The organism is Celeribacter baekdonensis (assembly GCF_003047105.1).
Classification (GTDB): Bacteria; Pseudomonadota; Alphaproteobacteria; order Rhodobacterales; family Rhodobacteraceae; genus Celeribacter; species Celeribacter baekdonensis_B.
The window spans coordinates 1,500,648-1,526,484 of sequence record NZ_CP028475.1 but is presented as its reverse complement, the minus strand read 5'-3'; the positions used below and the strand labels follow the sequence as shown (position 1 = coordinate 1,526,484).

Here is a 25,837-nt window from a genome sequence, read left to right as displayed (position 1 = left end):
CATGGCGGCTCTCATGGCGGCGCGGGGCTTTGACCTCTTGCGCCACTGGTCATTTACGTCGGCCCGCGACATAGTCGAACGCAAAGAGAGAGACGGTGCAAACATGATTCCTGTGTACGGATATGAGGGCCGCAAAGTGGCGGTTTTGGGGTTGGGGCGCTCGGGTCTTGCCACGGCGCGCGCGCTTGAGGCCGGAGAGGCCGAGGCGCTGTGTTGGGACGACTCGGTGGAGGCGCGTGAGGCGGCAGAGGCTGAGGGTTTGACCATCCATGACCTGAGCAAAGCCAATGCGTTTGATGGCGTTTCTGCCCTCATCGTTTCGCCGGGCATCCCACATCTTTATCCCGAACCGAACAAGATCATCGCGCGGGCTTGGGAGGCGGGCGTGCCGGTGGACAATGACATCGGGTTGTTTTTCCGCTCTCTCGGGGCGGGAGATTGGATGGACAATGACACGCCGCCGCGCGTCATCGCAGTGACCGGGTCGAACGGAAAATCCACCACCTCCGCGCTCATTCACCATATTTTCGAGAGCGCAGGCCACCGGACGCAATTGGCCGGAAACATCGGTCGCGGTGTCTTGGATATTGAGACGCCGGAGGAGGGCGAGGTGATCGTGTTGGAGCTGTCGAGCTATCAGACCGACATTGCCCGATCGCTCACCCCCGATGTGGCGGTGTTCACCAATCTGTCGCCGGATCATCTGGACCGTCACGGCGGGATGGGGGGCTATTTTGCCGCCAAACGTCGGCTCTTTGCCGAGGGCGGGCCGGACCGCGCGGTGATTGGTGTGGATGAGAATGAGGGCCGTTATTTGGCCAATCAATTGGTCGAAGGGTTTGAGGACAGCCGTCTGATCCGTGTGTCGTCGGGGCAAAAACTGGCTGGGCCGGGGTGGAATATTTTTGCCCGCAAAGGGTTCTTGTCCGAATGGCGTAAGGGGCGGCAAGCGGTCTCGATTGACCTGCGCGAGATGCCTGGGTTGCCCGGCGCGCACAACCATCAAAATGCCTGTTGCGCCTATGCCGCGGCCCGCGCGCTCAACCTGCCGCCAAAGATCATCGAGGCGGCGCTCGCCTCCTTTAAGGGCTTGCCGCATCGCTCACAGCTTGTGCGTGAGTTGAACAATGTGCGCTATGTGAATGACAGTAAGGCGACCAATGTCGACGCGGCGGCCAAGGCGTTACAGGCATTCCCCCGCATCCGCTGGATTGCCGGAGGGATGGGCAAAGAGGGCGGTATTTCGGCGCTGCAGCCGCATTTGGGCGCAGTGGCCAAGGCGTATCTGATCGGCTTTTCCGCCCGTGATTTCGCGCTGCAAATTGGCGATGTGCCCTATGAAATTTGCGAAACCATGGCGGTGGCCGTGGCAAAAGCGAGCGCCGAGGCGGAGCCGGGGGATACGGTTTTGCTGGCGCCTGCTGCGGCCTCGTTTGACCAATATCCAAACTTTGAAAAACGCGGCGAGGCGTTTGCCGCTGAGGTCGAAAAGCTGATGTGAAAGGGGCGGGATGTCAGGCCCGCCCCAATTTAAACGCTGCAGTATGCCATATTGAGGTCATAAAACCGCAGGAGAACATGCGAAATTAAGTGTGGATATTCATATGCTTCGTTTCGTTTTCTCGATCCTTTTTCTGACCCAAGCCCTCGCCCCAACCCTGGCAAGCGCCTGCGAAAAGGCCCCTTATTATGCCGAGACACGCGAGGCCATTGATGGGCATGACATTGAGCGCGTTGAACAGATTTTGAATGACAGTCAGGACCTGTTTGACGCGGGGCGGCGCAGCGCAGATGATCTGCGTTGTTTGTTTGGGCAATTCGAAAATGCACCCGTCCACGATTTCCTTTATAGAGGACTGGCGTGCGGCCTACCCGACCTCGGTCTTTGCGCAGACGGCGCAGGCCTTTAGCCTCAATGCCGCGAGTTGGCAGGTCCGTGGTCCGCGCGACGCACGCGACGTTTACTCCGCCGCATTGCGTGATTTTTCGGAACTTCAAAGCCACGCTTGGGGTTTGGCAGAGGCCGCATATAAGGCGCGGCCCCGGTTGATCCCGACCTCTGATGCGCTGATCATGCTGTCCAATCCAAACGGCCAAAGCCGCCGCCGCGAAGAGATTGTCGGGGCAGTTATGCGCGCAGACCCAAACGCAGACTCAAACGCGGGCACGTTGTCGCGCGCGACCGGGCTGATCATGTCCGGTTGGGCGGGACATGGGCGATGGTCAAAGACACCTGCGCCACCTATGCCGACCGTGTTCCGAATGCTCCGAAAGAGGCTGTGACGCGCTGCGAACTGTCACGAGCCTATGGGTTTGAGGAGAGTTGGGACTGGGCGCAGGAGGTGCTTGAATCCGGGGCCTATCCAGATCTCGATGCATTTGGGCTTGTGCTTTTGGTGGATCAGACCGCCAGCCGAGAGATGGCGCACCGGGCCTATCAGGTGATGTCGGACGAGGCCTATCTCAATGATCAATATGTGTTTGATTACGATCGGCTTGCGCTCAAATATGACCTGCCGCTTTTGACCTCTTTGATGAGTACGCGGGAGATCACCGCGTTGGCGCGGGCCGAGCCGTACCGGATCAATGCAGTGGTCTATGACAATCACAGCGCCGCCAGTCTCAAATCCTACCTGATGAGCAAATTCTACGACTATGACGCCTATAAAAAGGTGCTCGACGGGACATTTCCGGCCGAAGCGCTCGCCCTGTTTGAGGACATGGAGGAGGACGCGGGGTTTCTTTGCCCAATGATCCGTGCAGCTCGGTTGCATGACGACGTCTGTGCGCAGCGCAAACAAATCGACTGTGATCTATTCCCCGAGCTGTCCGGCGCGCTCGCGCCGATTGAAGCGGACACAAAGGCGCGCGGCGTGTGTGCGAAAGAGCGGAGCCTGCCGGTGAGCGCGCTTGTATTTAGTCCGATGTCACCGGACTAAGCCGCGCTTCTTTAATATTCCAGCGCATCCAACGTGGTTTTGAGCAAGCGGGCCGAGGCGCCCAAGGCGTCGTGTTCGGCGTCATCCAACTCTGGGAACAGGTCTGCGACGACGCCCTGCGCCCCGACAATGCGAGGGATGGAGAGGGCGACGTTGGACACGCCTTCGACTTTTGGTGTCACGATGGACACGGACAAAACCGTCTGCTCATCGCGCGCCACGGCGCGGAACAACCGTTCAAGCCCGGCCCCGATGCCATACCATGTCGCGCCTTTGCCGTTGATGATGGTGTAGGCGGCGTTGCGCACGCCGTCGTCGATTTTGGCCTTGATGCCTTCGGTCAAAGGCACGCGCATCTGGGCGGAAAACTCTTTGACCGACAAAGCACCCGCGCGCGCAGACGACCAGCATAGCACTTCGCTGTCACCATGTTCGCCCAACACATAGGCATGGACCGAACGGGGCGAGACGCCCAGATGTTCGCCGATCAAATGCCGAAACCGCGCCGTGTCCAAAATCGTGCCCGATCCGATCACGCGGGTGGGCGGCAGGCCGGAGAGGTCCGTGGCGATCTGGGTCATGATGTCGACCGGGTTGGTGGCGATCAACAGCACCGCATCGGGGGCGGCGTCCAAGACTTTGCCGATGATTTGCCGAAACACCTCGGCGTTGCGGGCCAACAGTTGCAAGCGGCTTTCGCCCGGCTTTTGGCCGACCCCTGCCGCCAAAATCACTGCTTTAGCGCCTTTAAGATCGGCATAGTCGCCGGAGGTCACCACGGTGGAGGAGGCAAAGGGCACGGCATGGGCAATGTCTTCGGCCTGCGCTTTGGCCAAGGCGGCGTTGTAATCGACAAAGACGATTTTGCTGGCGGTGCCTTTCAACGCAATGGCGTAGCCTGCCGCTGATCCGACCATGCCCGCGCCGACGATGCCGATTTTCATGTCCTGTCTCCGCTTTCATCGCTGTAAATGCCTGTTAGCGCCACCATGGGGCGGTTCTGCCATCGGATCAATGACCGGGATCAATTCGCAGTCTGCGATATGTGCCAAGGTGCCATCTGGCGTCAGCGAAGGATCGCACAACGCCGCCAAAGCGCGCAATCTGTAGTAGCGCGGGGCGCCAAAACACGCTAGATTAGGCAGATAGACCCGAAAAATCGGGCAGATGAGCAAAAACGAGGCAGTAGGCGGTCCCATGACAGAAATGGTGTATGGCTCCATCCCGGATCGGGTTGGCGAGCCGGTTCTTCCGCGTTGGTGGCGGACAATCGACAAATGGACGCTGTCTTGCGTCTTCATCTTGTTCGGCATCGGGCTTTTGCTTGGGCTAGCGGCCTCACCGCCCTTGGCGCAGAAAAACAATTTTGCCTCGTTCTATTACGTTCAACGTCAGGCGTTCTTTGGCTCAATCGGCTTGGCCATGATGATCCTGATCACCATGATGGACCCGGCCCGCGTGCGTCGTTTCGCCGTGTTGGGGTTTGCAGCCGCTTTTGTGTCGCTGCTGTTGTTGCCTATTTTCGGAACGGATTTTGGCAAAGGCGCGACCCGGTGGTTTTCCTTTGGCTTCGCCTCGGTGCAGCCCTCTGAGTTTCTCAAACCCGCTTTCGTCATCACCGCCGCCTGGCTGATGGCCGCGTCCCAAGACATCGGTGGCCCTCCGGGGCGGCTCTATTCCTTTATGTTGGCGACCGTGATCGTTGTGGCACTGGCGCTCCAGCCCGATTTTGGTCAAGCCGCACTGATCCTCTTTGCCTGGGGGGTGATGTATTTCGTCGCGGGCGCGCCGATGATGTTGCTCGCGGGCATTGCTGGGATCGTGGTCTTGGGCGGCATGTTTGCCTATAACAATTCCGAACACTTTGCGCGACGCATCGACGGGTTCTTGAACCCGGCCATCGACCCCACCACCCAGATCGGCTATGCCACCAACGCCATTCGCGAGGGCGGTTTTTTTGGCGTCGGTGTGGGCGAGGGGACGGTGAAATGGTCGCTGCCCGATGCGCATACGGATTTCATCATTGCGGTGGCCGCCGAAGAATACGGTCTGATCCTCGTGCTGATCATCATTGCGCTTTATGCCACAATCACCGTGCGCTCGCTGTGGCGGTTGTTGCGCGAACGCGATCCGTTCATTCGCTTGGCTGGCACCGGCCTTGCCTGTGCCTTTGGCATTCAGGCGTTCATCAATATGGGTGTGGCCGTGCGGCTTTTGCCCGCCAAAGGCATGACACTCCCATTTGTGTCCTATGGTGGCTCATCTGTGATCGCCTCTGGCATTGCACTTGGCGCGCTTTTGGCCTTTACCCGCACGCGGCCGCAAGGCGAGATCGGGGACCTCCTGCTCCGGCGCGGTCGCTGAAAAGAGAGAGACCATGACCCAATCTGCCCCCCTCATCGTCATCGCCGCTGGCGGCACCGGCGGCCATATGTTCCCGGCCCAAGCCCTCTCTGAGGTGATGTTGGCGCGCGGTTGGCGGGTCAAATTGTCAACTGACGCGCGGGGCGCGCGCTACACCGGGGCCTTCCCGCCTGACGTCGAAATCGACACCGTGCCCTCGGCCACCTTTGCGCGCGGCGGCCTGTTGGCCAAGGCGATGGTGCCTGTGCGTCTTGTTGGTGGTGTGTTTGCCGCCATGACCAAATTTCTGCGCGATAAACCCGCCGTTGTGGTCGGCTTTGGCGGTTATCCGGCGATCCCGGCGGTGGCGGCCGCGACCTTGATGAAGCTGCCGCGGATGATCCACGAACAAAACGGTATTTTGGGCCGGGTCAACGAGGTCTTTGCCAAACGGGTGGATCGCGTCGCCTGTGGCACATGGCCGACCCATCTGCCCGAAGGGGTTCAGGGCGTCCATGTTGGCAATCCGGTGCGCGCCACCGTGTTGGGCAAATATGCCGCGCCCTATATTGTGCCGGGCGATTATCCGATGGAGATTTTGGTGATTGGCGGCTCACAGGGCGCACGCATCCTCTCAGACGTGGTGCCTGCTGCGATTGCTGCGCTGCCCGAAGCGATGTTGGCCAATTTACGGATCAGCCAACAGGCCCGCCCCGAAGATTTCGACCGGGTTGTGGAGTTTTATCAAACCCAAGGCATCCAAGCCGATGTGCGACCGTTTTTTGACGACATCCCGAAACGCATGAGCGAGGCGCAATTGGTGATTTCGCGGGCAGGGGCTTCGACCGTGGCGGATATTTCCATCATTGGACGGCCTTCGATCCTGATCCCCTATGCTGCCGCTGCGGGCGATCACCAAACGGCGAATGCGCGTGGGTTGGTCGAGGCGGATGCCGCAATCATGATCCCTGAAAGCCAGTTGACGGCAGAGGCATTGAGCGAACAGATCGAGATGGTTTTGGGCCATCCCGAGGGCGCTTTGATGATGGCGCAGGCGGCGCTGTCCGTGGCCAAGCCGCAGGCGGCGCATGATTTGGCCGATATGGTCGGCCATCTCGCCGCACAGAGCCAATAAGGCGCAAATAACGCGCAAATCATACATATAAACGTGACGAAACGAGGACCGAGATGAACGCGAGTGCCACCAAACTTCCCATTGAAATGGGCGCCATCCATTTTGTCGGCATTGGCGGCATCGGCATGTCGGGCATCGCCGAAGTCTTGCTCAACCACGGCTATCAGGTGCAGGGCTCTGATCTCAAAGCCAGCAAAATCACCGACCGTTTGAAAGAGTTGGGTGCGGTGATTTACGAGGGCCAGCGGGCCGAGAATTTGGACAATGCCGAGGTTGTGGTGATCTCAAGCGCGATCAAACCGGGCAACCCGGAATTGGACGCCGCCCGCCTCAAAGGCCTGCCCGTGGTACGCCGCGCCGAGATGTTGGCCGAATTGATGCGCCTCAAATCCAATGTCGCCATCGCCGGAACCCATGGCAAAACCACGACCACGACGATGGTCGCGACCTTGTTGGATGCCGGCGGTTTGGACCCAACCGTGATCAACGGTGGGATCATTCATGCCTACGGGTCAAACGCGCGCGTCGGGCTCGGTGAATGGATGGTGGTGGAGGCGGATGAGTCGGACGGGACGTTCAATCGTCTGCCCGCGACCATTGCCATTGTCACCAACATCGACCCGGAGCATATGGAACATTGGGGTACGATCGAGAACTTGCGCAAAGGGTTCTATGATTTTGTCTCAGGCATCCCGTTTTATGGCCTTGCCGTCTGTTGCACCGATCACCCCGAAGTGCAGTCTTTGGTCGGCAAAATCACCGACCGCCGGGTTGTCACATATGGGTTCAACGCCCAAGCTGACGTGCGCGCGATCAATCTGACCTACAAAAAAGGTGTCGCGCATTTTGATGTGGTGTTGGCCGCTGAGGATATGGTGATCGAGGGCTGCACCCTGCCGATGCCGGGCGATCACAACGTGTCAAACGCGCTGTCCGCGGTTGCCGTGGCGCGGCATTTGGGGATGAAAGCCGCCGAAATCAAAGCGGCGCTGGCGCATTTTGCCGGGGTCAATCGTCGTTTCACCAAGGTGGGCGAGGTCAACGGCGTTACCATCATCGACGATTACGGCCATCACCCGGTCGAGATCGCCGCCGTTCTCAAAGCCGCGCGTCAGGCCTCTGAGGGTCGCGTCATCGCCGTGCATCAGCCGCACCGCTATTCGCGCCTGCACACTCTGTTCGATGATTTCTGCACCTGTTTCAACGAGGCCGATGTGGTCGGCATCGCCGAAGTGTATGGTGCGGGTGAGGAGCCGATCCCCGGTGCGTCCCGCGATGATTTGGTCGCAGGTCTGATCCGCCACGGCCATCGTCATGCCCGCGCTGTGACCTCTGAGGAGGATCTGGAACGTCTGGTGCGTGAGCAGGCCCGGCCCGGCGATATGGTTGTCTGTCTTGGGGCAGGGACGATTTCGACCTGGGCACATGGCTTGCCCGCGCGGCTCGAAAAGGCATAAATCAAAGGCCAAAGATCGCTGCCTTGATCCGCGTCAGGGGGCCATGTCACGGTGTCGTGGCGCGGGCCGTGTTATCCTGCGCTTGATAACAGCGAGCATTCCTATCGCATGAAAAGAGGTCACTATGGCTGAGACCCTTAAACGGCGCATCGGCCCCGGATTGCTCACGGCCTATGGCGTGGGCGTCATGGTCGGGGCGGGCATCTATGTTTTGGTCGGTGCCGTGGCCGCCGAGGCCGGGCTTTACGCGCCTTTGGCGTTTTTGTTGGCGGGTCTCATCGCCGCCCCTTCGGCGCTGTCTTATGCCGAACTATCCACCCGCATCCCTGAGGCCGCGGGCGAAGCGGCCTATGTCGAGGCCGGGTTTCGTGCGGGTTGGTTGGGGCGGATTGTCGGGCTGGCGATTGTGGCGGGGGGCGCTGTGTCCGCCGCCGCCGTCTTGCGCGGTGGGGCAGGCTATCTGACCAGCTTTGTCGATATTCCGTTGATTTGGGCGATCATCGGCCTTGGGCTGTTTCTCGTCGTTGTTGCCTGTGTTGGCGTGTTGGAGAGCCTTGCTCTGGCCGCCGTTTTTACGGCGATTGAAGTGGCGGGGCTGGCCTTGGTCGTTTGGACCGGCTGGCATGCGCCGGTGTCGCCCGACTGGTCGATGCCCGCCGCGCCCTATGTGCCTGGCATCAGTGTGGCGGCGACACTGGCGTTTTTTGCCTTTATCGGTTTTGAGGACATCGTCAATATGGCCGAAGAGGTCAAGCGCCCCGAGCGCAGCTTGCCGATTGCCATCATCGCCTCGCTGATCATCACCACGCTCTTATATGCAGGCGTCACCGTGACCGCTGTGCGCGCCGTTCCGATCGAAGACCTTGCCGCCTCGGAGCGCCCGCTTGCGCTGGTGTTTGAGGCCGGGGGCGGGCCGATTGCGCTGTTGTCGGCCATTGCGGTGATCGCGGCGCTCAACGGCGTTTTGGCGCAGGTCGTCATGGCCGCGCGGGTGTTGTTTGGTCTTGGCAAAAGCGGCGGTGTTTTGTCGGTGTTTCGCCATGCCCATCCGCGTTTTGGCACGCCGGTTTTGGCCACGGTGCTGATCGGCGGGTGTGTCATCGGCGCGGCCTTGGCTTTGCCGGTGTCAAACTTGGCGGGGGTGACGTCAACCATCCTGTTGCTGGTCTTCACCTTGGTCAATGCCAGTCTGATTTTGCTCAAACGCAGCCGCCCCAAAGCGCCGTTTTGCATCGCGCCTTGGGTGCCATGGGTTGGGTTGGTCTTTGCGCTTTTGGCGCTGGCGGCCTTTGCCTTGGGCGGGGCCGTGTGATGGCGTTGATGCTGTTTGGCGTGTTGCCATGGACGCCAATTGTGGCGCTGTGCCTTTGGGCCCTTGCCACCATGGCCCTTGCTCCGTTACCTTTGCGCCACCAAATCGGTCCGGGATTCGCGCTTCTGCTGGTGCTGCCTGTGCTGTTGATTTGGACTGGTCGGGTTTACGGACCTTGGCCTGTTGTGTGTGCCTGTGCTGCTGCCGTGTCTTTGTTTCGAAAACCGTTGGGCGTTGTTGCGAAACGCGTCCTGCGATTGTTCCGAAAAAGCTGACAGAAAGTGGCTTTGCTATGACGATGACGATCTCCCTGATGTTGGCCTGTGTTTGGGCTATTTTGGCGAATGTGATCGCCATGTTTCCGTCCAAACGTGCCCATTGGCCCGCTGCTTACGGGCTGATTGCGCTTGGGGTTCCCCTTTTGGGCTATGTCACCTATGAAAACGGCCCATGGATCGGGCTCATCGTCTTTGCGGCGGGGGTGTCGATCCTGCGCTGGCCGGTGATTTATCTGGGCCGGTGGATCAAAGGCGCGATGACAAAAGGCCCAGCCGAATGACCTATCCTGATGTGCGTGGCACCTTGAGCGAACAGCGCGCTTTGGCCGATCTGACGTGGCTGCGCGTTGGCGGGCCTGCGGATGCGCTGTTTCAACCGGCGGATTTGGCGGATTTGCAGAGCTTTTTGGCCGCCCTTGACGCCAGTGTGGCGGTGTTCCCGATGGGTGTGGGGTCCAATCTGATCGTGCGCGATGGCGGCATCCGCGCTGTGGTGATCCGTATGGGGCGCGGCTTCAATCAGATCGCCATCGACGGCACCCGTATCACCGCAGGTGTTGCGGCACTTGATGCCCATGTCGCGCGCAAAGCTGCGGCCGCTGGGCTGGACCTGACTTTCCTGCGCACCATACCCGGCGCGATTGGCGGCGCGGTGCGGATGAATGCGGGTTGCTACGGGTCGTATGTGGCGGATCATTTTGTCTCGGCCCAGGCGGTGACGCGGGCGGGCGAACTGGTCACGCTGACCTCCGATGATTTGCAATTCCGCTACCGTCAAACCGAGCTGCCCGAGGGCTGGGTGATCGTTGAGGCGACATTCGAGGCCGAAGCCGCCGATCCCGAAATGTTAGAGGCGCGCATGGCCGATCAATTGGCCAAACGCGATGCGAGCCAGCCGGTTAAAGAGCGTTCTGCGGGCTCGACCTTTCGCAATCCGGCGGGATTTTCCTCGACCGGGCAGGCGGATGACAGCCATGAGTTGAAGGCATGGAAAGTGATTGATGACGCGGGCCTGCGCGGATTTGCCATTGGCGGCGCGCAGATGAGCGAGAAACATTCCAATTTCATGATCAACACGGGTGTGGCCACCGCGCATGATCTTGAAACTTTGGGAGAGACGGTGAGAAAAAGGGTATTCCAAAACGCCGGGCTCGCGTTACAATGGGAAATCAAGCGCGTTGGTGAATTTTTGGGCGATCCTGTCGAAGATGGGCTTGCATCCGAATCATCTACAGAGCAAAACGCGTAAAAGTGCATTCCCCACAAACGGGGAGTTGAAAAGAGCCGCAAAATCAGGCTCTTTCATGGCAGGGGTCACATATACCCCTGAAAGACAGGGCCAAACATAGGGCTCGTTTATAAAAAGAGATCGAAACAGATCTCACAGCTAAAGGGGCCACCATAAGGCTCCAGATATTTGAGGCACGAGTGGGCATGTCGAGCAGGCAGTCCCTGAAAGTGGCGGTACTCAAAGGCGGACCCTCGGCTGAGCGCGAGGTGTCTTTGGTCTCCGGGCGTGAATGCGCCAAAGCACTTCGGGGTGAAGGATATGAGGTTATCGAGATTGACGCAGGCGAAGACCTCTGCGCGCAACTGACCGCCTGTCAGCCCGATGTCGTGTTCAACGCGCTGCATGGCCGCTATGGCGAAGACGGCTGTGTCCAAGGCATTCTGGAATGGATGCGCCTTCCCTATTCCCACTCCGGCGTTCTGGCCTCGGCTCTGGCCATGGACAAAGAAAAGACCAAAGAGATTTACGTCCGTGCGGGCCTCCCCATTGTGGCCTCCGTTTTGGCGCGCCGCGAAGAGGTTGAGGCCGGTCATGTGATCGCGCCGCCCTATGTGGTGAAACCCTATAACGAAGGCTCCTCCGTGGGTGTTTATTTGGTGCATGAGGGGGCAAATGCCCCGCGCCTTGCCGCCGGCATGCCGCCCGTTGTGATGGTCGAAGCGTTTGCGCCAGGACGTGAGTTGACCTGTTCGGTGATGGGCGATCGTGCGCTGTGCGTCACCGATATCCTCACCGATGGGTGGTACGATTACGACGCGAAATATAAAGAGGGCGGGTCGCGCCATGTCTGCCCCGCCGAGATCCCCGATGAGATCACTCAGGCCTGTCAAGACTACGCCCTGCGCGCCCATAATGCTTTGGGCTGCCGTGGCGTGTCGCGCACCGATTTTCGCTGGGATGAAAGCAAGGGCCTTGCGGGCTTGATCTTGTTGGAGACCAACACTCAGCCGGGGATGACGCCGACCTCGCTGTCGCCCGAGCAAGCGCAGAAATGCGGTATGACATTCGGTCAGTTTGTGGCCTGGATGGTGGAGGACGCCTCATGCGACCGATAGACCCGGTTGAGTTTGCCAAAGCGCCGACCATGGGCGGATCGGCGCGTGTGTCCGAAGCTGTGGCGCGGGCGTTGCGTGCGCGTCTTGGCGACACCTCCGCACAGGCCCCGGCCCGTCCGCGTGATCCGGCGCCCTCGCGCGCGGCGTACCGGTTCAACCGGCTGTGGCTGACCCCGTCTTTCCGATTTTTCATGCGGCGCATCGCCCCGGTCTTGGCGATTGCGGGCTGTGTTGGGCTATGGTTCGTAGATGCCGACAATCGAATGGCCTTCAATGACACTGTGGCCGAGGTCAAACGCGACATCCAAAACCGCCCGGAATTCATGGTTAAACTGATGGCCATTGATGGCGCGTCGGGGGAGCTGTCCGAGGACATTCGCGAAATCACTTCGGTGGATTTTCCGCTGTCCTCCTTTGATCTCGACCTGCCGGGGATGTTGGATCAAATTGAAAGTCTGGATGCCGTGGCGAAGGCGGGTCTTCGGGTCCGCGCGGGCGGGATTTTGCAGATCGACATCACCGAACGCACGCCTGCTGTGGTCTGGCGCGGTCCGCATGGGCTTGAGATGCTTGACGTTGATGGCCACCGGGTTGCGGCTTTGGAGCACCGGGTGGATCGGCCCGATCTGCCGCTGATTGCGGGCGTTGGAGCCGAACGTGATGTGGCCGAAGCACTGGCGATTTTGAATGCGGCAAAGCCGATCATGCCGCGTTTGCGCGGGCTGGTGCGGGTTGGCGAGCGGCGTTGGAATGTGGTGTTGGACCGCGATCAAGTCATCATGTTGCCGGAGGAGAACCCTCTGGGCGCTTTGGCGCAGGTGATGGCGTTAAATCAGGCCAAAGACCTTTTGGGCCGTGATGTCAAAGCGGTGGATATGCGTCGGCCCAATCGGCCAACGTTACAATTGACTGAGGCGGCGCAAGACGAGATGCGCAGGCTTCAGGGCGTGGAACTTGGAGTGTCGTACAGATGACGGATCTTTATGCAGCCCAGCGGGCCATGCGGAACATGCGCAAAGCGGCGTTGCAACGTGGCGTGGTCGCCATTTTGGATGTGGGCACCTCCAAAATCGCCTGTCTTGTGTTGCGCTTTGATGGCGATGGCTTTGTCGGCGGCGAGGGCGTGGGGGCTTTGGCCGGGCAATCCTCGTTTCGGGTGATTGGTGCTGCGACCACACGCTCGCGCGGTGTGCGCTTTGGCGAGATTGACGCCATGGCCGAAACCGAACGCGCCATTCGCACCGCTGTGCAAGCGGCGCAGAAGATGGCCCAGACCCGCGTCGATCACGTTATCGCCTGTTTCTCTGGCGGACATCCGCGTTCATATGGCTTGGACGGTCAGGTCGAAGTCGAACAAAATATCGTGTCCGAACAAGATGTAGCGCGCGTTTTGGCCGCCTCTGAGGTGCCCGATTATGGTCCTCATCGCGAGGTGCTTCATGCCCAGCCGGTCAATTTTGCGCTGGATCATCGCTCGGGTCTGTCTGATCCGCGCGGTCAAGCCGGGCAAAACCTTGCGGTGGATATGCATATGCTCACCGTCGATGGCGCGGTGATCCAGAACCTGTTGTATTGCATCAAACGCTGTGACCTTGAGGTCGCGGGTGTGGCGTCCGGTGCCTATGTGTCGGGCATTTCGGCGCTGGTTGAAGATGAACAAGAGCTGGGTGCGGCCTGTGTCGATATGGGCGGCGGTTCGACCGATGTGTCGATCTTTATGAAAAAACACATGATCTATGCGGACTCTGTGCGGATGGGCGGCGATCATGTCACCTCCGACATCGCGATGGGCTTGCAAATCTCGGCGGCGACGGCGGAGCGGATCAAGACGTTCTACGGCGGCGTTGTGGCCACCGGGATGGACGACCGCGAGATGATCGAAGTCGGGGGCGACAGTGGCGATTGGGAGCGCGATCGTCGCACCGTGAGCCGCTCTGAGGTGATCGGGATCATCCGTCCGCGCGTCGAAGAAATTCTGGAAGGTGTGCGCGAGTGTTTGGACGCCGCAGGTTTTGAGCATCTGCCAAGCCAACAGATCGTGTTGACGGGCGGGGCCTCGCAAATTCCGGGGCTGGATACGTTGGCGCCAAAAATTCTGGGTCAACAGGTGCGCATCGGTCGGCCTTTGCGCGTTCAGGGCCTGCCGCAGGCGGCGACCGGGGCGGCCTTTGCGTCGGCTGTTGGTCTGTGTCTCTTTGCGGCCAATCCGCAAGACGAATGGTGGGATTTCGAAATCCCGACCGAACGCTATCCGGCGCGTTCGCTCAAACGGGCGATGCGGTGGTTCAAAGACAATTGGTAAACGGATTGCAGTGCCCTCCGGGGCTATGCTAAACGAAACGCAGAGCGGATGAGACAACGTCCGCCAGAGGCAAAGACGCCCCTTTGACGTCAACGACGCCGTCAAATCGGCGCGGATAAGGCGAGACACGGCAAAAGTGGCACCGAGCAGTGCCCCGACATGACAGCGCGATACGCGCAGGTTCGCCTCTTTTGAGAGGATATGGAGCGGATTTGGTCCGTTCCATAGCTATGATTGCTTTGTTACCCCCTAAATCTGGGGTTTTGCGCAAAATCCCGCCGAGTTTAGCGGGGTTAACCCTATATTTTGTGGCGAAATCATGTTTTTGGGATGACGAACCGCGCCAAACCCCCTAAGATTTAGGATGAACAGGTAAATTTTGCCCCGATTCAGGGGCGGGGACAGTTATACGGGCAGCACGGGCAGACGCACGCGCGCTCGCATTGGAAAGCAGGCGGTAGATCATGGCTTTGAATCTGACGATGCCCGATCGGGACGAGTTGAAACCGAAAATCACAGTGTTTGGTGTCGGCGGGGCCGGTGGCAACGCGGTCAACAACATGATCGAAAAAGAGCTTGAGGGGGTCGATTTCGTTGTTGCGAACACCGACGCACAAGCTTTGCAACACGCCAAGGCCGCGGCCCGCATCCAGATGGGCGTGAAGGTCACCGAGGGTTTAGGGGCGGGCGCACGTCCCTCCGTTGGGGCCGCCGCTGCCGAAGAAAGCATCGAACAGATTGTCGATCACCTCGCTGGCGCGCATATGTGCTTTATCACCGCCGGTATGGGCGGTGGCACGGGCACAGGCGCCGCTCCGATCATCGCTCAGGCGGCGCGTGAACTGGGCGTCTTGACCGTGGGTGTTGTGACCAAGCCGTTCCAATTCGAAGGCGCGAAACGCATGCGTCAGGCCGAAGAGGGCGTTGAGGCGCTGCAAAAGATGGTCGACACGTTGATCATCATTCCGAACCAGAACCTGTTCCGTCTGGCCAATGAAAAAACCACCTTTACCGAAGCCTTCTCCATGGCCGATGACGTGCTCTATCAGGGCGTCAAAGGTGTGACCGACCTGATGGTCCGTCCGGGCCTGATCAACCTCGACTTTGCCGACGTGCGCGCCGTGATGGACGAGATGGGCAAAGCGATGATGGGCACGGGCGAAGCGTCCGGTGAAAACCGCGCCATTGAAGCTGCGGAAAAAGCCATCGCCAACCCGCTGTTGGACGAGATCTCCCTGCGCGGCGCAAAAGGCGTGTTGATCAACATCACCGGCGGCCACGATTTGACCTTGTTCGAATTGGACGAAGCCGCCAACCGCATCCGCGAAGAGGTGGACCCGGAGGCCAATATCATCGTTGGCTCGACGATGGATTCCACGTTGGACGGCATGATGCGCGTGTCTGTTGTGGCAACGGGGATCGACGCCAACCAATCTTACGGCGAAATGCCGGTGGCGCGTCGCCGTTTGGCCGAACCGCTGGCCGCGCCTGCTGAAGTCGAAGAGAAAATCGAACACGCGCCCGCAGCACCGGTCGCCGCACAGGCCGCGCCGGTCGAAGAACCGGCCCAGCCGACGCTTGATGTGTTCGATCCGCAAGTGAATGCGCGCTCTGAGGCTCAACATGAGGCCCGCTATGAGCAGCGTCAGGCCGATTTCCGCGCCATGGAAGACGATGTTCCGGCTCCGGCCTATCAGCCGCGTCCGCAACCCGCGCCGCAACCGGCGATGTATGAACCGGAAGCCGACGCGTTTGTCGCGCCGCGTGCACCGTCCGCAGGCACACCGTCGCCCGAAGCTCTGGCCCGGTTGCAAGCCGCCGTGGCCAAGCAACCGCGCGCAGACATGCGGGCTGATCCGCATCCACAGGCTGATCCGAATGCAGCCAAAGCCGGTCGCTTTGGCATCAACTCTTTGATTGGTCGCATGACCGGCCATGGTTCAGAGGCCGAGGCGCGTCCTGCGCCCCAACCTCAAGCCCAGCCGCAAGCCCGTTTTGGTGCGCAGCCTCAGGTTCGTCCGCAGGTTCATCAGGCCTATGACGAAGATCAAGATCCGAACCCGGAAGCGGAAAAGATCGAGATCCCAGCCTTCCTGCGTCGTCAGGCAAACTGACATAAATCTGTGATTGCGCACTGTGATGCGGGTTTATTTGGGTCACATTTTCTAAAAATCACGACATTGAGAGGTCGCCTTTGGGCGGCCTTTTTCTTTTTGTAACAATGGCTTGCTGCGGCGCGGCGTGGGGGTGCGCGAAATTCTGCCTTATGGGGCGTGAACATGTTTCAATCCGTTACAAAGATTGAGTTGAGGCTGGCCCCTGTTCTTGGTTAGGACAGGGGAAACCAAGCGCCGGGGTGGCGTGAGGGGCCGATATGCACAGCCAAGCGAGGCACGTCCCGCAAAACGCGGTGCAAGATCGGCAAAGATATAACCCGCGAGAAACGCAATCTGCGTGGGAAAATGGATGTGAGGCCTATGGTGCAGACCACGGTAGCAAGCAAAGTTCGGTTCGACGGGGTGGGTCTCCATTCCGGTGCACCCGTGTGTATGGTTGTCGCGCCTGCGCCGGCCAACACCGGCATCACCTTTGTGCGCTCAGATATCGTCTCAGACGCGGCTGATCTGCGCGATGCGATCATTCCGGCACGATGGGACCATGTTGTCCCGTCGCAGCTCTGCACTTTGATCCGTAACGAAGATGGCGCAGAGGTGTCGACCATCGAACATATCATGGCTGCGCTTGCGGGCTGTGGCATCAACAACGCCACTGTCTCCATTGATGGGCCTGAGGTGCCGATCCTGGATGGTTCCGCGGCGCCTTTCGTGGACGGTCTTTTGGCTGTGGGTCTTGTCACACAGGACGGCCCGACCCGCGCGCTGAAAATTCTCAAGCCGGTCGAAATCACCAATGGGTCCGCCAAAGCGCGTCTTGAGCCAGCAGAAACCTTGGAAATTGATTTCCACATTGATTTCGCGGACGAAGCCATCGGCGTGCAGGACAAACGTTTGGTTATGGCCAATGGTGCCTTTGTGCGTGAACTGTCGAATTGCCGCACCTTCTGCCGTAAGGCGGATGTGGATCATATGCAGCAAAACGGTTTGGCGCTTGGCGGCACCTTTGACAACGCCGTCGTCGTCGATGGTCAGGACGTGTTGAGCCCGGGCGGTTTACGCCGTGCGGACGAACCTGTGCGCCACAAAATGTTGGATGCTTTGGGGGATTTGTACCTCGCAGGCGCGCCAATTTTGGGTCGCTATGTCGGTGAAAAATCTGGTCACGCGATGACCAACGCCTTGCTGCGCGAACTCTTTGCGACACGCGGTGCTTGGGCCTATGTCACAGTGGACGCGCCGACGGCTGCGCGTCTTCCGGGGGCGGGCGTGTCCCGTTCTGATTTGGCGTTCTGCGCCTGATCTTTTCCAATGCGTTCGACGTCCTTCCCGGCTTTGACAATATGTCGGTGATCTGAACAAGATTGCGCCGAAATCACGCTCAGTGGGGAAGGGGCGGAGCATTTCAAAATCCCCCGATCAGGGAAAAACACAAAAGCCTCTACACCGTGACGTTATTTCCGGCGTAAAGACGTTTTGCACCGGATTTTTCTGTGTTAGGAGTGTGGTCACGGCCCATGTTTCAGGGGCTGATGACTGGTGTAGGTAGGACCTTTCATGACGGCACGTATCAAACGCGGATTGGGTGTAACGCTTGGACTTTCCATGGCTTTTCTTGTGGCCTGTGGAGACAACGCACCCACAGGTGACCTCGAAGGCTACCCGGCAGAAGAGATTTACAAGCGCGCAGAATATGAGATCACCCAAAAGGATTTCGGCGACGCCGCTTTCTATTTTGGCGAGGTTGAGCGCCTTTATCCCTATTCCGATTGGGCCAAACGCGCGTTGATCATGCAGGCTTTCTCCTATCACCGGGATCGCGACTATGAAAATGCGCGCGTCTCCGCTCAGCGTTTCCTTGATTTCTACCCTGCCGATGAGGATGCCGCCTATGCGCAATACCTGCTCGCACTGTCCTATTATGATCAGATCGACGACATCGGACGCGATCAGGGCCTGACCTTCCAAGCGCTTCAGGCGCTGCGCGTGGTGATCGAACGCTATCCTGACAGCGAATACGCACGATCGGCGATTCTGAAATTTGATCTCGCCTTTGACCACCTCGCGGGCAAAGAGATGGAAATCGGGCGCTATTACCTGAAACACAAACACTACACTGCGGCGGCCAACCGCTTTCGTGTGGTGGTCGAGCAATTCCAAACCACCCGTCACACGCCAGAGGCGTTGCATCGGTTGGTTGAATCCTACCTGTCGCTTGGTTTGGTCGAAGAGGCGCAAACTGCGGCGGCGATTTTGGGTCATAACTATCAATCGACCGAGTGGTATCAGGACAGTTACAAATTGCTGACCGGGCAGGGGCTTGAACCCAAAGTCTTTGAGAACAATTGGCTCGGTGCGGTGTATCGTCAGATGATCCGCGGCGAATGGCTCTGAGGGACGGAGCGCCCATCTCATGTTAAGAAGTCTCGACATCCGGGACATGTTGATCATTGACCGGCTGGAGCTTGAGTTTCAGCCGGGTCTCAATGTGTTGACGGGCGAAACCGGCGCGGGCAAATCCATTCTGCTCGACAGTCTCGGCTTTGTGCTGGGCTGGCGCGGGCGTGCGGATTTGGTGCGCGCGGGCGCGGCCCAAGGTGAAGTGACGGCGGTGTTCGATTTGCCGCGCGGCCATGACGCCGAAGACGTGTTGAAAGAATTGGACATTGAGGCCGAAGATGGCGAGTTGATCCTGCGCCGGGTCAATGCCGCCGATGGGCGCAAAACCGCATGGGTGAATGACCGCCGGGTGTCGGGCGATGTGTTGCGCCGCCTCTCGGATGTCTTGGTCGAATTGCATGGCCAACATGATGATCGCGGGTTGTTGAACCCGCGCGGCCACCGGACACTTTTGGACAGTTTTGGCGGGCTTGAGCCGATGGTGGCTTCTGTGCGTCAGGCTTGGAAAACGCTTTATGACGCGCGCAAAGCCTTGGCCAAAGCGACCAAGGAACAAGCCGCGCTCAAGGACGAAGAAGAATTCCTGCGCCATGCCGTGGCCGAATTTGACAAACTCAATCCAGAGCCCGGCGAAGAGGCCAAGCTCGATGCCGGGCGTCGCCTGATGCAATCATCTGAGAAGATCGCCGCTGATGTCGCCAAGGCCCACCAAGCCCTGTCCTATGATGGCGGCGAGGGGATGTTGGCGGATGCTCTACGCTGGCTTGAGGGCGCGGCGGAAAAGGCCGAAGGGCGGCTTGAGGGCGCGATTGAATCCTTGGGTCGGGCGCTCAACGAATTGGCCGATGCCCAGTCCGGCGTCGAGGCCTGTATTGAGGCTCTGCGCTTTAATCCGCATGAGTTGGAAGAGGTCGAAGAGCGTCTTTTCGCCATCCGCGGACTGGCGCGCAAACATAACGTTTTGGCCGATGATTTAAGTGGGTTTGCCGAGGCGCTGCGGGCAAAACTCACCGCGCTCGACAGTGGCGCGGGCGATCTTGTGGCGCTGGCCAAGGCGGTCGAAAAAGCCGAAGCCACCTATGAGACAGTCGCGAGCTCCTTGACGCAGGCCCGCACCAAAGCTGCCGCCGAGTTGGACGCGATGATGGCCAAAGAACTCGCCCCGCTCAAAATGGAGCGTGCGGTGTTTTCGACCCAGATCACAGCGGGCGAACCGGGCGCAGAGGGCCGCGATGCCGTGGCCTTTACCGTCGCCACCAACCCCGGCGCACCTGCCGGTCCGATCGGTAAAATCGCCTCTGGCGGGGAATTGTCACGCTTTCTTTTGGCGCTCAAAGTCTGTCTCACCCGCGATCAATCCGGCGTCACGATGATCTTTGACGAGATCGACCGGGGTGTTGGCGGTGCGACAGCGGATGCGGTGGGGCGGCGTCTCAAAGCGCTGGCCTCAGAAGGGCAAGTTTTGGTCGTCACCCATAGTCCGCAAGTGGCCGCTTTGGGCGGGCATCATTGGCGCGTGGCCAAACGAGTCGAAGACGGCATGACGCTATCCGAGGTGACGCCGTTGGGCGACATGGAGCGGATTGATGAGCTCGCACGGATGTTGGCGGGTGACACAATCACTGAGGCTGCCCGCGAGGCTGCGCGCGCGCTTTTGATTGGCTAATGAAAAGGCGCGAGACTTTCGTTCCGCGCCTGCTTTACCGTGACACATGCTCAAATTTTTAGGGCACAAGCTTGCCCGGATTGAGAATATTCTTCGGGTCCAATGCCGTCTTGATCGCGCCCATCATCGCCCAAGCCTCGCCGTGCTCCTCGGTCATCAGGCTCTTTTTGCCCATGCCAATGCCATGTTCGCCGGTGATCGTTCCCCCAGTTTCAGCGCCCGTTCGGCCATCAGATGCGCCAGGCGTTTGGCCTCTGTGATCTCGGCCTCATTGTCGGGATCAACCAACAAGATCGCATGGAAATTGCCGTCTCCGACATGGCCCAAAATCGGACCATCCAAGGGCGAGGCCTTGATGTCTTCTGCCGTTTCTTCCACCGCCTGCGCCAATTTCGAGATCGGCACACAGATGTCGGTGACCACGGCTTTCGCGCCTTTTCTGAGCGCCAAACAGGCCCAATAGGCGTGGTGGCGCATGGTCCAAAGGGCGGTGCGGTCCTCCGCTTTGGTGGCCCAGTTGAAATCGGAGCCGCCGAAATCGTGGACGATCTCGCCAAACAGATCGACCTGCTCAGACACCGCCTGTTCTGAACCGTTGAATTCGACGAACAAATGCGGTTTGAGCGGAAATTCCGAGCCGGAATAGAGGTTCACGGCCTTCACGGAATCTGCGTCCAAAAACTCGATCCGTGCCATCGGGAGGCCGATCTGGATCGTTGCGATCACCGCCTCCACCGCTGGTCCCATCTCGTCAAAGGCACAGACCGCCGCCGACACCGCTTCGGGTTGGCCATGCAACCGCAGGGTCAGTTCGGTGACCAAGCCCAATGTGCCCTCAGACCCGACCATCAAAGCGGTCAAGTCATAGCCCGCCGCCGATTTACGCGCCCGCGATCCAGTGCGCACAATCGTGCCATCGGCCAAAACGACCTCAAGCCCGATGACATTGTCGCGCATGGTGCCGTATTTCACCGCCGTGGTGCCCGACGCGCGGGTCATCGCCATGCCGCCCAGCGAGGCATTCGCACCCGGATCGACCGGGAACATCAACCCGGTGGTGCGCAATTCGACGTTGAGCGCCTCGCGGGTCACGCCCGGTTGCACCACCACATCCATATCGGCGTCATTGATCCGCAACACCCGGTTCATTCGGGAAAAATCCACCACAATCCCGCCATGAATCGCCAAAGTTTGCCCCTCAAGCGAGGTGCCCGTACCAAAGCCCGTGACAGGGATGTCATGGGCGTGGCACAGTTTCATCAGGGCCGCGACCTCTTCGGTGGTTTCCGGATAGGCCACAGCCTCGGGCGGGGTCAGAGGAAACCATGTCTCTGACTGGCCATGTTGATCCAAATCGGACTTGGATCGGCTGAGGCGACCCTCTAGAACGGAGGAAAGTTCGGCAAAGAGAGTATCTGAGATCATATCGGAATCGCTGTCTGTTAGGGCTGATAGACCTTAGAGGATGCGGCGGGGTAGTGAAAGCGCAGCCCTCGCGCGTCAAAGGACAAAATCCGCCGACCAAAGGCGATTGGGCGTGAAAAGCGTCGAAAATTGAGGGCAGGGGGCAGCGTCGGGCATGTCTGACGATAAAATTTCATACCCAAAACGTGCCATCGGTGAAATCCGTGAGGGTCTTGCAGAGACAGTGGCCCTGATCCGCAGGCGCGGCCCCAGCCAAATCCAGTTTTGGTTCATCGCGCTGTGCATCGGTGTGGCGTCTGGCTTTGCCGCTTTGCTTTTCCGAAAAGGGATCAATCAGTTACAAGGATTTTTCTACGGCACGCATGATCTGCGCCACCTGCATAGTTTTGCCGGAGGTCTGCCGTGGTACTGGGTGTTGGCGCTGCCGGTCTTTGGCGGGTTGGTGGTTGGGGTGATCCTCAACTGGTTCACGCCGGACGGGCGGGTGCGTTCGGTGGCGGATGTGATCGAAGGTGCGGCATTGAATGAGGGACGTGTGGAAAAACGCGCAGGTCTGGCGTCGGCCGCCGCCTCTCTGATCACGCTGTCCACCGGAGGATCGTCGGGGCGAGAGGGCCCCGTGGTCCACTTGGCGGGGGTGATTTCAAGCTGGGTCTCAAACCGATTGCACGCCGATGGCATCACCGGGCGCGACCTTTTGGGCTGTGCTGTTGCTGCCGCCGTGTCGGCGTCTTTCAATGCGCCGATTGCCGGGGCCTTGTTCGCGCTCGAAGTGGTGTTGCGCCATTTTGCGGTCCATGCTTTTGCCCCGATCGTCATTGCATCGGCTGCGGGCACGGTGATCAACCGTTTGGAATTTGGCGATGTCACCGAATTCACCCTGGCCGCCGAGGGCGCGCTGACCTTTTACGTCGAACTCCCGGCGTTTTTGCTGTTGGGGCTGCTCTGCGGTGTGGTTGCCGTGGTGATGATGCGGACCATCTTTATGGCCGATGATTTTGGCACTTGGGTACAAGAGCGGCTGCATCTGCCCCCGGTTTTGCGACCCGCGGCGGCGGGGCTATTGCTCGGTGCCATCGCGATCTTTTTTCCGCATATCATCGGGGTCGGATATGAAACCACCTCCTATGCGCTCACCGGGCAATTGCTGATTTGGCAGGCCATCGTCTATGCCGTGATCAAAGTTGTGGCCGTTGCCATCACCATGGCCGGGCGCATGGGCGGGGGCGTGTTTTCGCCTGCTTTGATGGTCGGGGCTTTGACTGGGCTGGCCTTTGGTCTGATCGCCACGGCAGTGTTCCCGAATGTCTCCGGCACGGCCACGCTTTATGCTTTGGCGGGGATGGGCGCGGTGGCGGCGGCCGTGTTGGGCGCGCCGATTTCAACCACTTTGATCGTGTTCGAGCTGACCGGGGATTGGCAAACCGGACTGGCAGTGATGGTGGCGGTGTCGCTGTCGACGGCGCTGGCCTCGCGCTTGGTGGATCGGTCTTTTTTCCTCACGCTTTTGGAACGGCGCGACGTCCATTTGGCGGCGGGTCCGCAAGCCTATCTTTTGGCAACTGTACGGGTGCACCAATGCTACCGCGCCCCGGACGCGCCGCGTGCAGCTTCAGATGAGGCCTGTAAGGAGCTGATCCAACAGGGAATTTATGTGTCGCCAAATATGACTTTGGAAAAGGCGATGCCTTTGTTTGAGGCGCATAATTTGGTGTTTGTCCCGGTCGTGACGCTCCATGAGGAAAGTGGCCCGGAACTTCACGGTGCTTTGTTTCAGGTCGATGCGCTGCGGGTGTTTAGCAAAAAACTCGCGGAAACAGCGGCGGAAGAGCACAGTTGAATGCAAAACGCAGGCCCGAGAGCCTGCGTTTCTATGATGTATTTGGGGTGATCTTTGGTGTTAAAGCTGCTCGACGGCGGCTTTTCGCGGATAAAAGGCGATATAGTCTTTGAGCCCAGCGACAAGCGGTTTCGGGTCCTCATAAGACCAAGCCGCATCCGCAATCACCACAGATTTCGTGTGGATCGCATAATAGGTGGCCTCGCCTTTGAACGGACAGACGGAGACAGTGTCGGTCTTGTCCAAAAACGCCATCGCAAGGTCTTCACGCGGGAAATAAATCACCGGCGGATAGTCCCCTTCGCTCAGCTCCAAAGCCCGCGATGTTTCGCCCAAAACGGCACCGCCGGCACGAACCACATAGGTCCCCGGGGCTGTGCGGATCTTGATATGATCTGGCATGTCTCGTATCCCTCTGTTGATTTTCGCAGACCTTATCAGGCTTCTTGCGTCAGGTATATGTCAGACGGGTGCAACCGCGTGTCGCAGCCAATCGCGCGCCGTCTCTGAAACGCGTGGCGCGATTTTGTCCCAGACTTCGGCGTGATAGTCATTGAGCCAGTCGCGCTCCCACGGTGCCAATTCATCGACCAGAATCAGCGAGCGATCAATCGGGACAAAGGTCAGGGTTTCGAAATCCAACATGTCACGACCATCTGCGCCCGAAATTTCAGCGGCGGCGCGCACCGCGATCAGGTTTTCGATGCGAATGCCGTAGGCACCTTCGCGGTAATAGCCGGGTTCATTCGAGAGGATCATCCCTTCGCGCAGCGCCAAAGTCGAGCTGCGTGAAATCCGTTGTGGGCCTTCGTGGACCGACAGAAACGCGCCAACCCCATGGCCGGTGCCGTGATCATAATCGCGCCCCATCCGCCATAGGGGCGCGCGTGCCAATGCGTCCAGATGCCCGCCCGACACATCGCGCGGAAAGCGCGCGGCTGAGATCGCGATCATGCCCTGAAGCACCGCGGTGAAACTCACCCGCTCTTCGCCCGCCACATCGCCAAGCGCGATGGTGCGGGTGATGTCGGTGGTGCCGTCCTGATACTGGCCGCCACTGTCCACAAGCAGCAATTCACCGCGTTTGAGCGCGCGGTTGGTGTCTTCGGTCACGCGGTAATGGACAATCGCACCATTCGGCCCGGCACCGCAAATCGTATCAAAGGAAATCTCTTTGAGCTGATTTGTGGCGGCACGACAGGCCTCAAGCCGTTTGACCACTTCGATTTCGGTCAGGTCTTCGGGCATTTGCTCGGAGAGCCAGCACAAAAACTCCACCATCGCCGCGCCATCGCGCAGATGCGCCTCGCGCATACCATTGATTTCCGCCTCGGTCTTACAGGCTTTCGGCAGGATACAGGGGTCATCTCCCGCGATAATCTCTGCCGCGGACATCATGGTTTTGACCGCATGGGGGGCGGAGCCTGGATCGACCAAAACCGGACCTGTGAGGGTCTCAAGGGCTGCGGCAAAGCCATCACGAGGCTCGATCGTGATGCGCGGATCGGGGCCGAGATGGGCGTATTTTTCTTCGGCGTCAAACAGGGTCAGCTTGCCACCCGTGTCGCCTGTGGTGGTCAAAATCCCAAAGGCCTGCACCACCGGATTATGCGCAATATCCGTGCCGCGGATGTTCAACAGCCAACACAGGCTGTCGGGCAGGGTCAAAACCACCGCCTCGGCCCCGGCTTTGGCCACCGATGCGCCGATCTCACGGAACTTATCCTCGGAGGTTTTGCCCGCCAGATCAAAGGGTTGAACGCTCACGGGCGTGACGCTTCGTTCGGGCCGGTCGGACCAGATTTTATCGACCAAATTGACCGTCGCCACCATCTCTTTCGAAGTGTCAGAAAGCGTGTGGCGCAGCCCGTCAATCTCACGGATCGTGTGCAGCCAGGGATCAAAGCCGATCTTTTCCGCACCCGCCTCTTTGAGCCACGCGCCAAGGCTGGTCTGCGGCCAAGCGACAAAGTCAAACACCGCCGGGTCACATTGCGCGCGGACCTGAACCGTGTAGCGGCCATCGGTGAACATCACCGCACGGTCACGCAGGATCACGGCAAAGCCCGCCGACCCGGTGAACCCGGTCAACCACGCCAAGCGTTCGTCGCAGGGGGCAACATATTCGCCCTGATGAGCGTCGCCCCGCGGCACGATGAAGGCGTCCAATCCGGCATCCACCATTGCGGCGCGCAGTGCGGTGACGCGCGGCGCGGCTTGGTCGGGGCGAGAGGTCACGTCAAAGCTTTGGAACATGGTGCCATGTGCCTTTTCTATTTA

General features: G+C 59.5%; 21 protein-coding genes and 1 pseudogene. 18 read left to right on the top strand and 4 right to left on the bottom strand.

Annotated features, from left to right (window positions below):
• The first annotated feature begins 103 nt into the window (after positions 1–103).
• The 3 genes from murD to DA792_RS10915 all read left to right on the top strand — a co-directional run bounded on the left by murD (position 104) and on the right by DA792_RS10915 (position 2,939).
• Positions 104–1,501: a UDP-N-acetylmuramoyl-L-alanine--D-glutamate ligase gene (murD, locus tag DA792_RS10930; protein ID WP_107722666.1), complete on the top strand. Its 1,398-nt coding sequence runs from the start codon at positions 104–106 to the stop codon at positions 1,499–1,501.
• 248 nt (positions 1,502–1,749) lie between these two features.
• Positions 1,750–2,283, top strand: coding sequence for a hypothetical protein (locus DA792_RS22245; RefSeq protein WP_159075249.1), 534 nt, complete (start codon positions 1,750–1,752; stop codon positions 2,281–2,283).
• Positions 2,220–2,939 carry a hypothetical protein gene (locus DA792_RS10915; protein WP_107719971.1) on the top strand — a complete coding sequence of 240 codons (720 nt, stop codon included), beginning with the start codon at positions 2,220–2,222 and terminating at the stop codon, positions 2,937–2,939. Before DA792_RS22245 ends, DA792_RS10915 begins: the two co-directional genes overlap by 64 nt.
• An 11-nt stretch (positions 2,940–2,950) precedes the next feature.
• Here the strand turns inward: DA792_RS10915 and DA792_RS10910 are convergent, their stop codons facing one another.
• Positions 2,951–3,883: an L-lactate dehydrogenase gene (locus tag DA792_RS10910; RefSeq protein ID WP_107719970.1), complete on the bottom strand. Its 933-nt coding sequence runs from the start codon at positions 3,881–3,883 to the stop codon at positions 2,951–2,953.
• 253 nt (positions 3,884–4,136) lie between these two features.
• On the opposite strand from DA792_RS10910, the gene ftsW reads away from it, so the two are divergent.
• The 14 genes from ftsW to recN all read left to right on the top strand — a co-directional run bounded on the left by ftsW (position 4,137) and on the right by recN (position 20,292).
• Positions 4,137–5,303 (top strand): putative lipid II flippase FtsW, encoded by a 1,167-nt coding sequence (gene ftsW, locus DA792_RS10905; protein WP_107719969.1) that lies wholly within the window; start codon positions 4,137–4,139, stop codon positions 5,301–5,303.
• 13 nt (positions 5,304–5,316) lie between these two features.
• On the top strand, positions 5,317–6,417 hold the full coding sequence (murG, locus tag DA792_RS10900; RefSeq protein WP_107719968.1) for an undecaprenyldiphospho-muramoylpentapeptide beta-N-acetylglucosaminyltransferase: 1,101 nt from the start codon (positions 5,317–5,319) through the stop codon (positions 6,415–6,417).
• 53 nt (positions 6,418–6,470) lie between these two features.
• Positions 6,471–7,874, top strand: coding sequence for a UDP-N-acetylmuramate--L-alanine ligase (gene murC, locus DA792_RS10895; RefSeq protein ID WP_107719967.1), 1,404 nt, complete (start codon positions 6,471–6,473; stop codon positions 7,872–7,874).
• 124 nt (positions 7,875–7,998) lie between these two features.
• Positions 7,999–9,186, top strand: a complete 1,188-nt coding sequence (locus tag DA792_RS10890; RefSeq protein WP_107719966.1) for an APC family permease — start codon at positions 7,999–8,001, stop codon at positions 9,184–9,186.
• A complete protein-coding gene (locus tag DA792_RS23260) occupies positions 9,123–9,461 on the top strand; it encodes a DUF2484 family protein (RefSeq protein ID WP_107719965.1) in 339 nt (112 codons plus the stop codon). Before DA792_RS10890 ends, DA792_RS23260 begins: the two co-directional genes overlap by 64 nt.
• Positions 9,462–9,484: 23 nt before the next feature.
• The gene (locus DA792_RS10880) at positions 9,485–9,745 is read left to right on the top strand and encodes a DUF2484 family protein (RefSeq protein ID WP_107722665.1); all 261 of its coding nucleotides are present in this window, start codon (positions 9,485–9,487) and stop codon (positions 9,743–9,745) included.
• On the top strand, positions 9,742–10,713 hold the full coding sequence (gene murB / locus DA792_RS10875; protein ID WP_107719964.1) for a UDP-N-acetylmuramate dehydrogenase: 972 nt from the start codon (positions 9,742–9,744) through the stop codon (positions 10,711–10,713). The genes DA792_RS10880 and murB overlap by 4 nt, the downstream gene beginning before the upstream one ends.
• 185 nt (positions 10,714–10,898) lie before the next feature.
• Positions 10,899–11,810: a D-alanine--D-alanine ligase gene (locus tag DA792_RS10870; protein ID WP_107719963.1), complete on the top strand. Its 912-nt coding sequence runs from the start codon at positions 10,899–10,901 to the stop codon at positions 11,808–11,810.
• Positions 11,798–12,784 (top strand): cell division protein FtsQ/DivIB, encoded by a 987-nt coding sequence (locus DA792_RS10865; RefSeq protein WP_107719962.1) that lies wholly within the window; start codon positions 11,798–11,800, stop codon positions 12,782–12,784. The genes DA792_RS10870 and DA792_RS10865 overlap by 13 nt, the downstream gene beginning before the upstream one ends.
• Positions 12,781–14,112, top strand: coding sequence for a cell division protein FtsA (gene ftsA / locus DA792_RS10860; RefSeq protein WP_107719961.1), 1,332 nt, complete (start codon positions 12,781–12,783; stop codon positions 14,110–14,112). Before DA792_RS10865 ends, ftsA begins: the two co-directional genes overlap by 4 nt.
• Positions 14,113–14,576: 464 nt before the next feature.
• Positions 14,577–16,226, top strand: a complete 1,650-nt coding sequence (ftsZ, locus tag DA792_RS10855; protein ID WP_107719960.1) for a cell division protein FtsZ — start codon at positions 14,577–14,579, stop codon at positions 16,224–16,226.
• 366 nt (positions 16,227–16,592) lie between these two features.
• Positions 16,593–17,528: a UDP-3-O-acyl-N-acetylglucosamine deacetylase gene (gene lpxC, locus DA792_RS10850; RefSeq protein WP_107722664.1), complete on the top strand. Its 936-nt coding sequence runs from the start codon at positions 16,593–16,595 to the stop codon at positions 17,526–17,528.
• A gap of 255 nt (positions 17,529–17,783) precedes the next feature.
• Positions 17,784–18,620 carry an outer membrane protein assembly factor BamD gene (locus tag DA792_RS10845; RefSeq protein WP_107719959.1) on the top strand — a complete coding sequence of 279 codons (837 nt, stop codon included), beginning with the start codon at positions 17,784–17,786 and terminating at the stop codon, positions 18,618–18,620.
• A 19-nt stretch (positions 18,621–18,639) separates the two neighbouring features.
• Positions 18,640–20,292 (top strand): DNA repair protein RecN, encoded by a 1,653-nt coding sequence (gene recN, locus DA792_RS10840; protein WP_107719958.1) that lies wholly within the window; start codon positions 18,640–18,642, stop codon positions 20,290–20,292.
• Positions 20,293–20,350: 58 nt separating this feature from the next.
• Here recN and DA792_RS10835 read toward each other — a convergent pair.
• Positions 20,351–21,717, bottom strand: a pseudogene (locus tag DA792_RS10835) (FAD-binding oxidoreductase).
• A 154-nt stretch (positions 21,718–21,871) separates the two neighbouring features.
• Here DA792_RS10835 and DA792_RS10830 point away from each other — a divergent pair.
• Positions 21,872–23,557, top strand: coding sequence for a chloride channel protein (locus DA792_RS10830; RefSeq protein WP_107719957.1), 1,686 nt, complete (start codon positions 21,872–21,874; stop codon positions 23,555–23,557).
• A gap of 60 nt (positions 23,558–23,617) precedes the next feature.
• Here the strand turns inward: DA792_RS10830 and DA792_RS10825 are convergent, their stop codons facing one another.
• On the bottom strand, positions 23,618–23,959 hold the full coding sequence (locus DA792_RS10825; RefSeq protein ID WP_107719956.1) for a DUF427 domain-containing protein: 342 nt from the start codon (positions 23,957–23,959) through the stop codon (positions 23,618–23,620).
• A 60-nt stretch (positions 23,960–24,019) separates the two neighbouring features.
• On the bottom strand, positions 24,020–25,813 hold the full coding sequence (locus tag DA792_RS10820; RefSeq protein WP_107719955.1) for an aminopeptidase P family protein: 1,794 nt from the start codon (positions 25,811–25,813) through the stop codon (positions 24,020–24,022).
• Between the last annotated feature and the right edge of the window lie 24 nt (positions 25,814–25,837).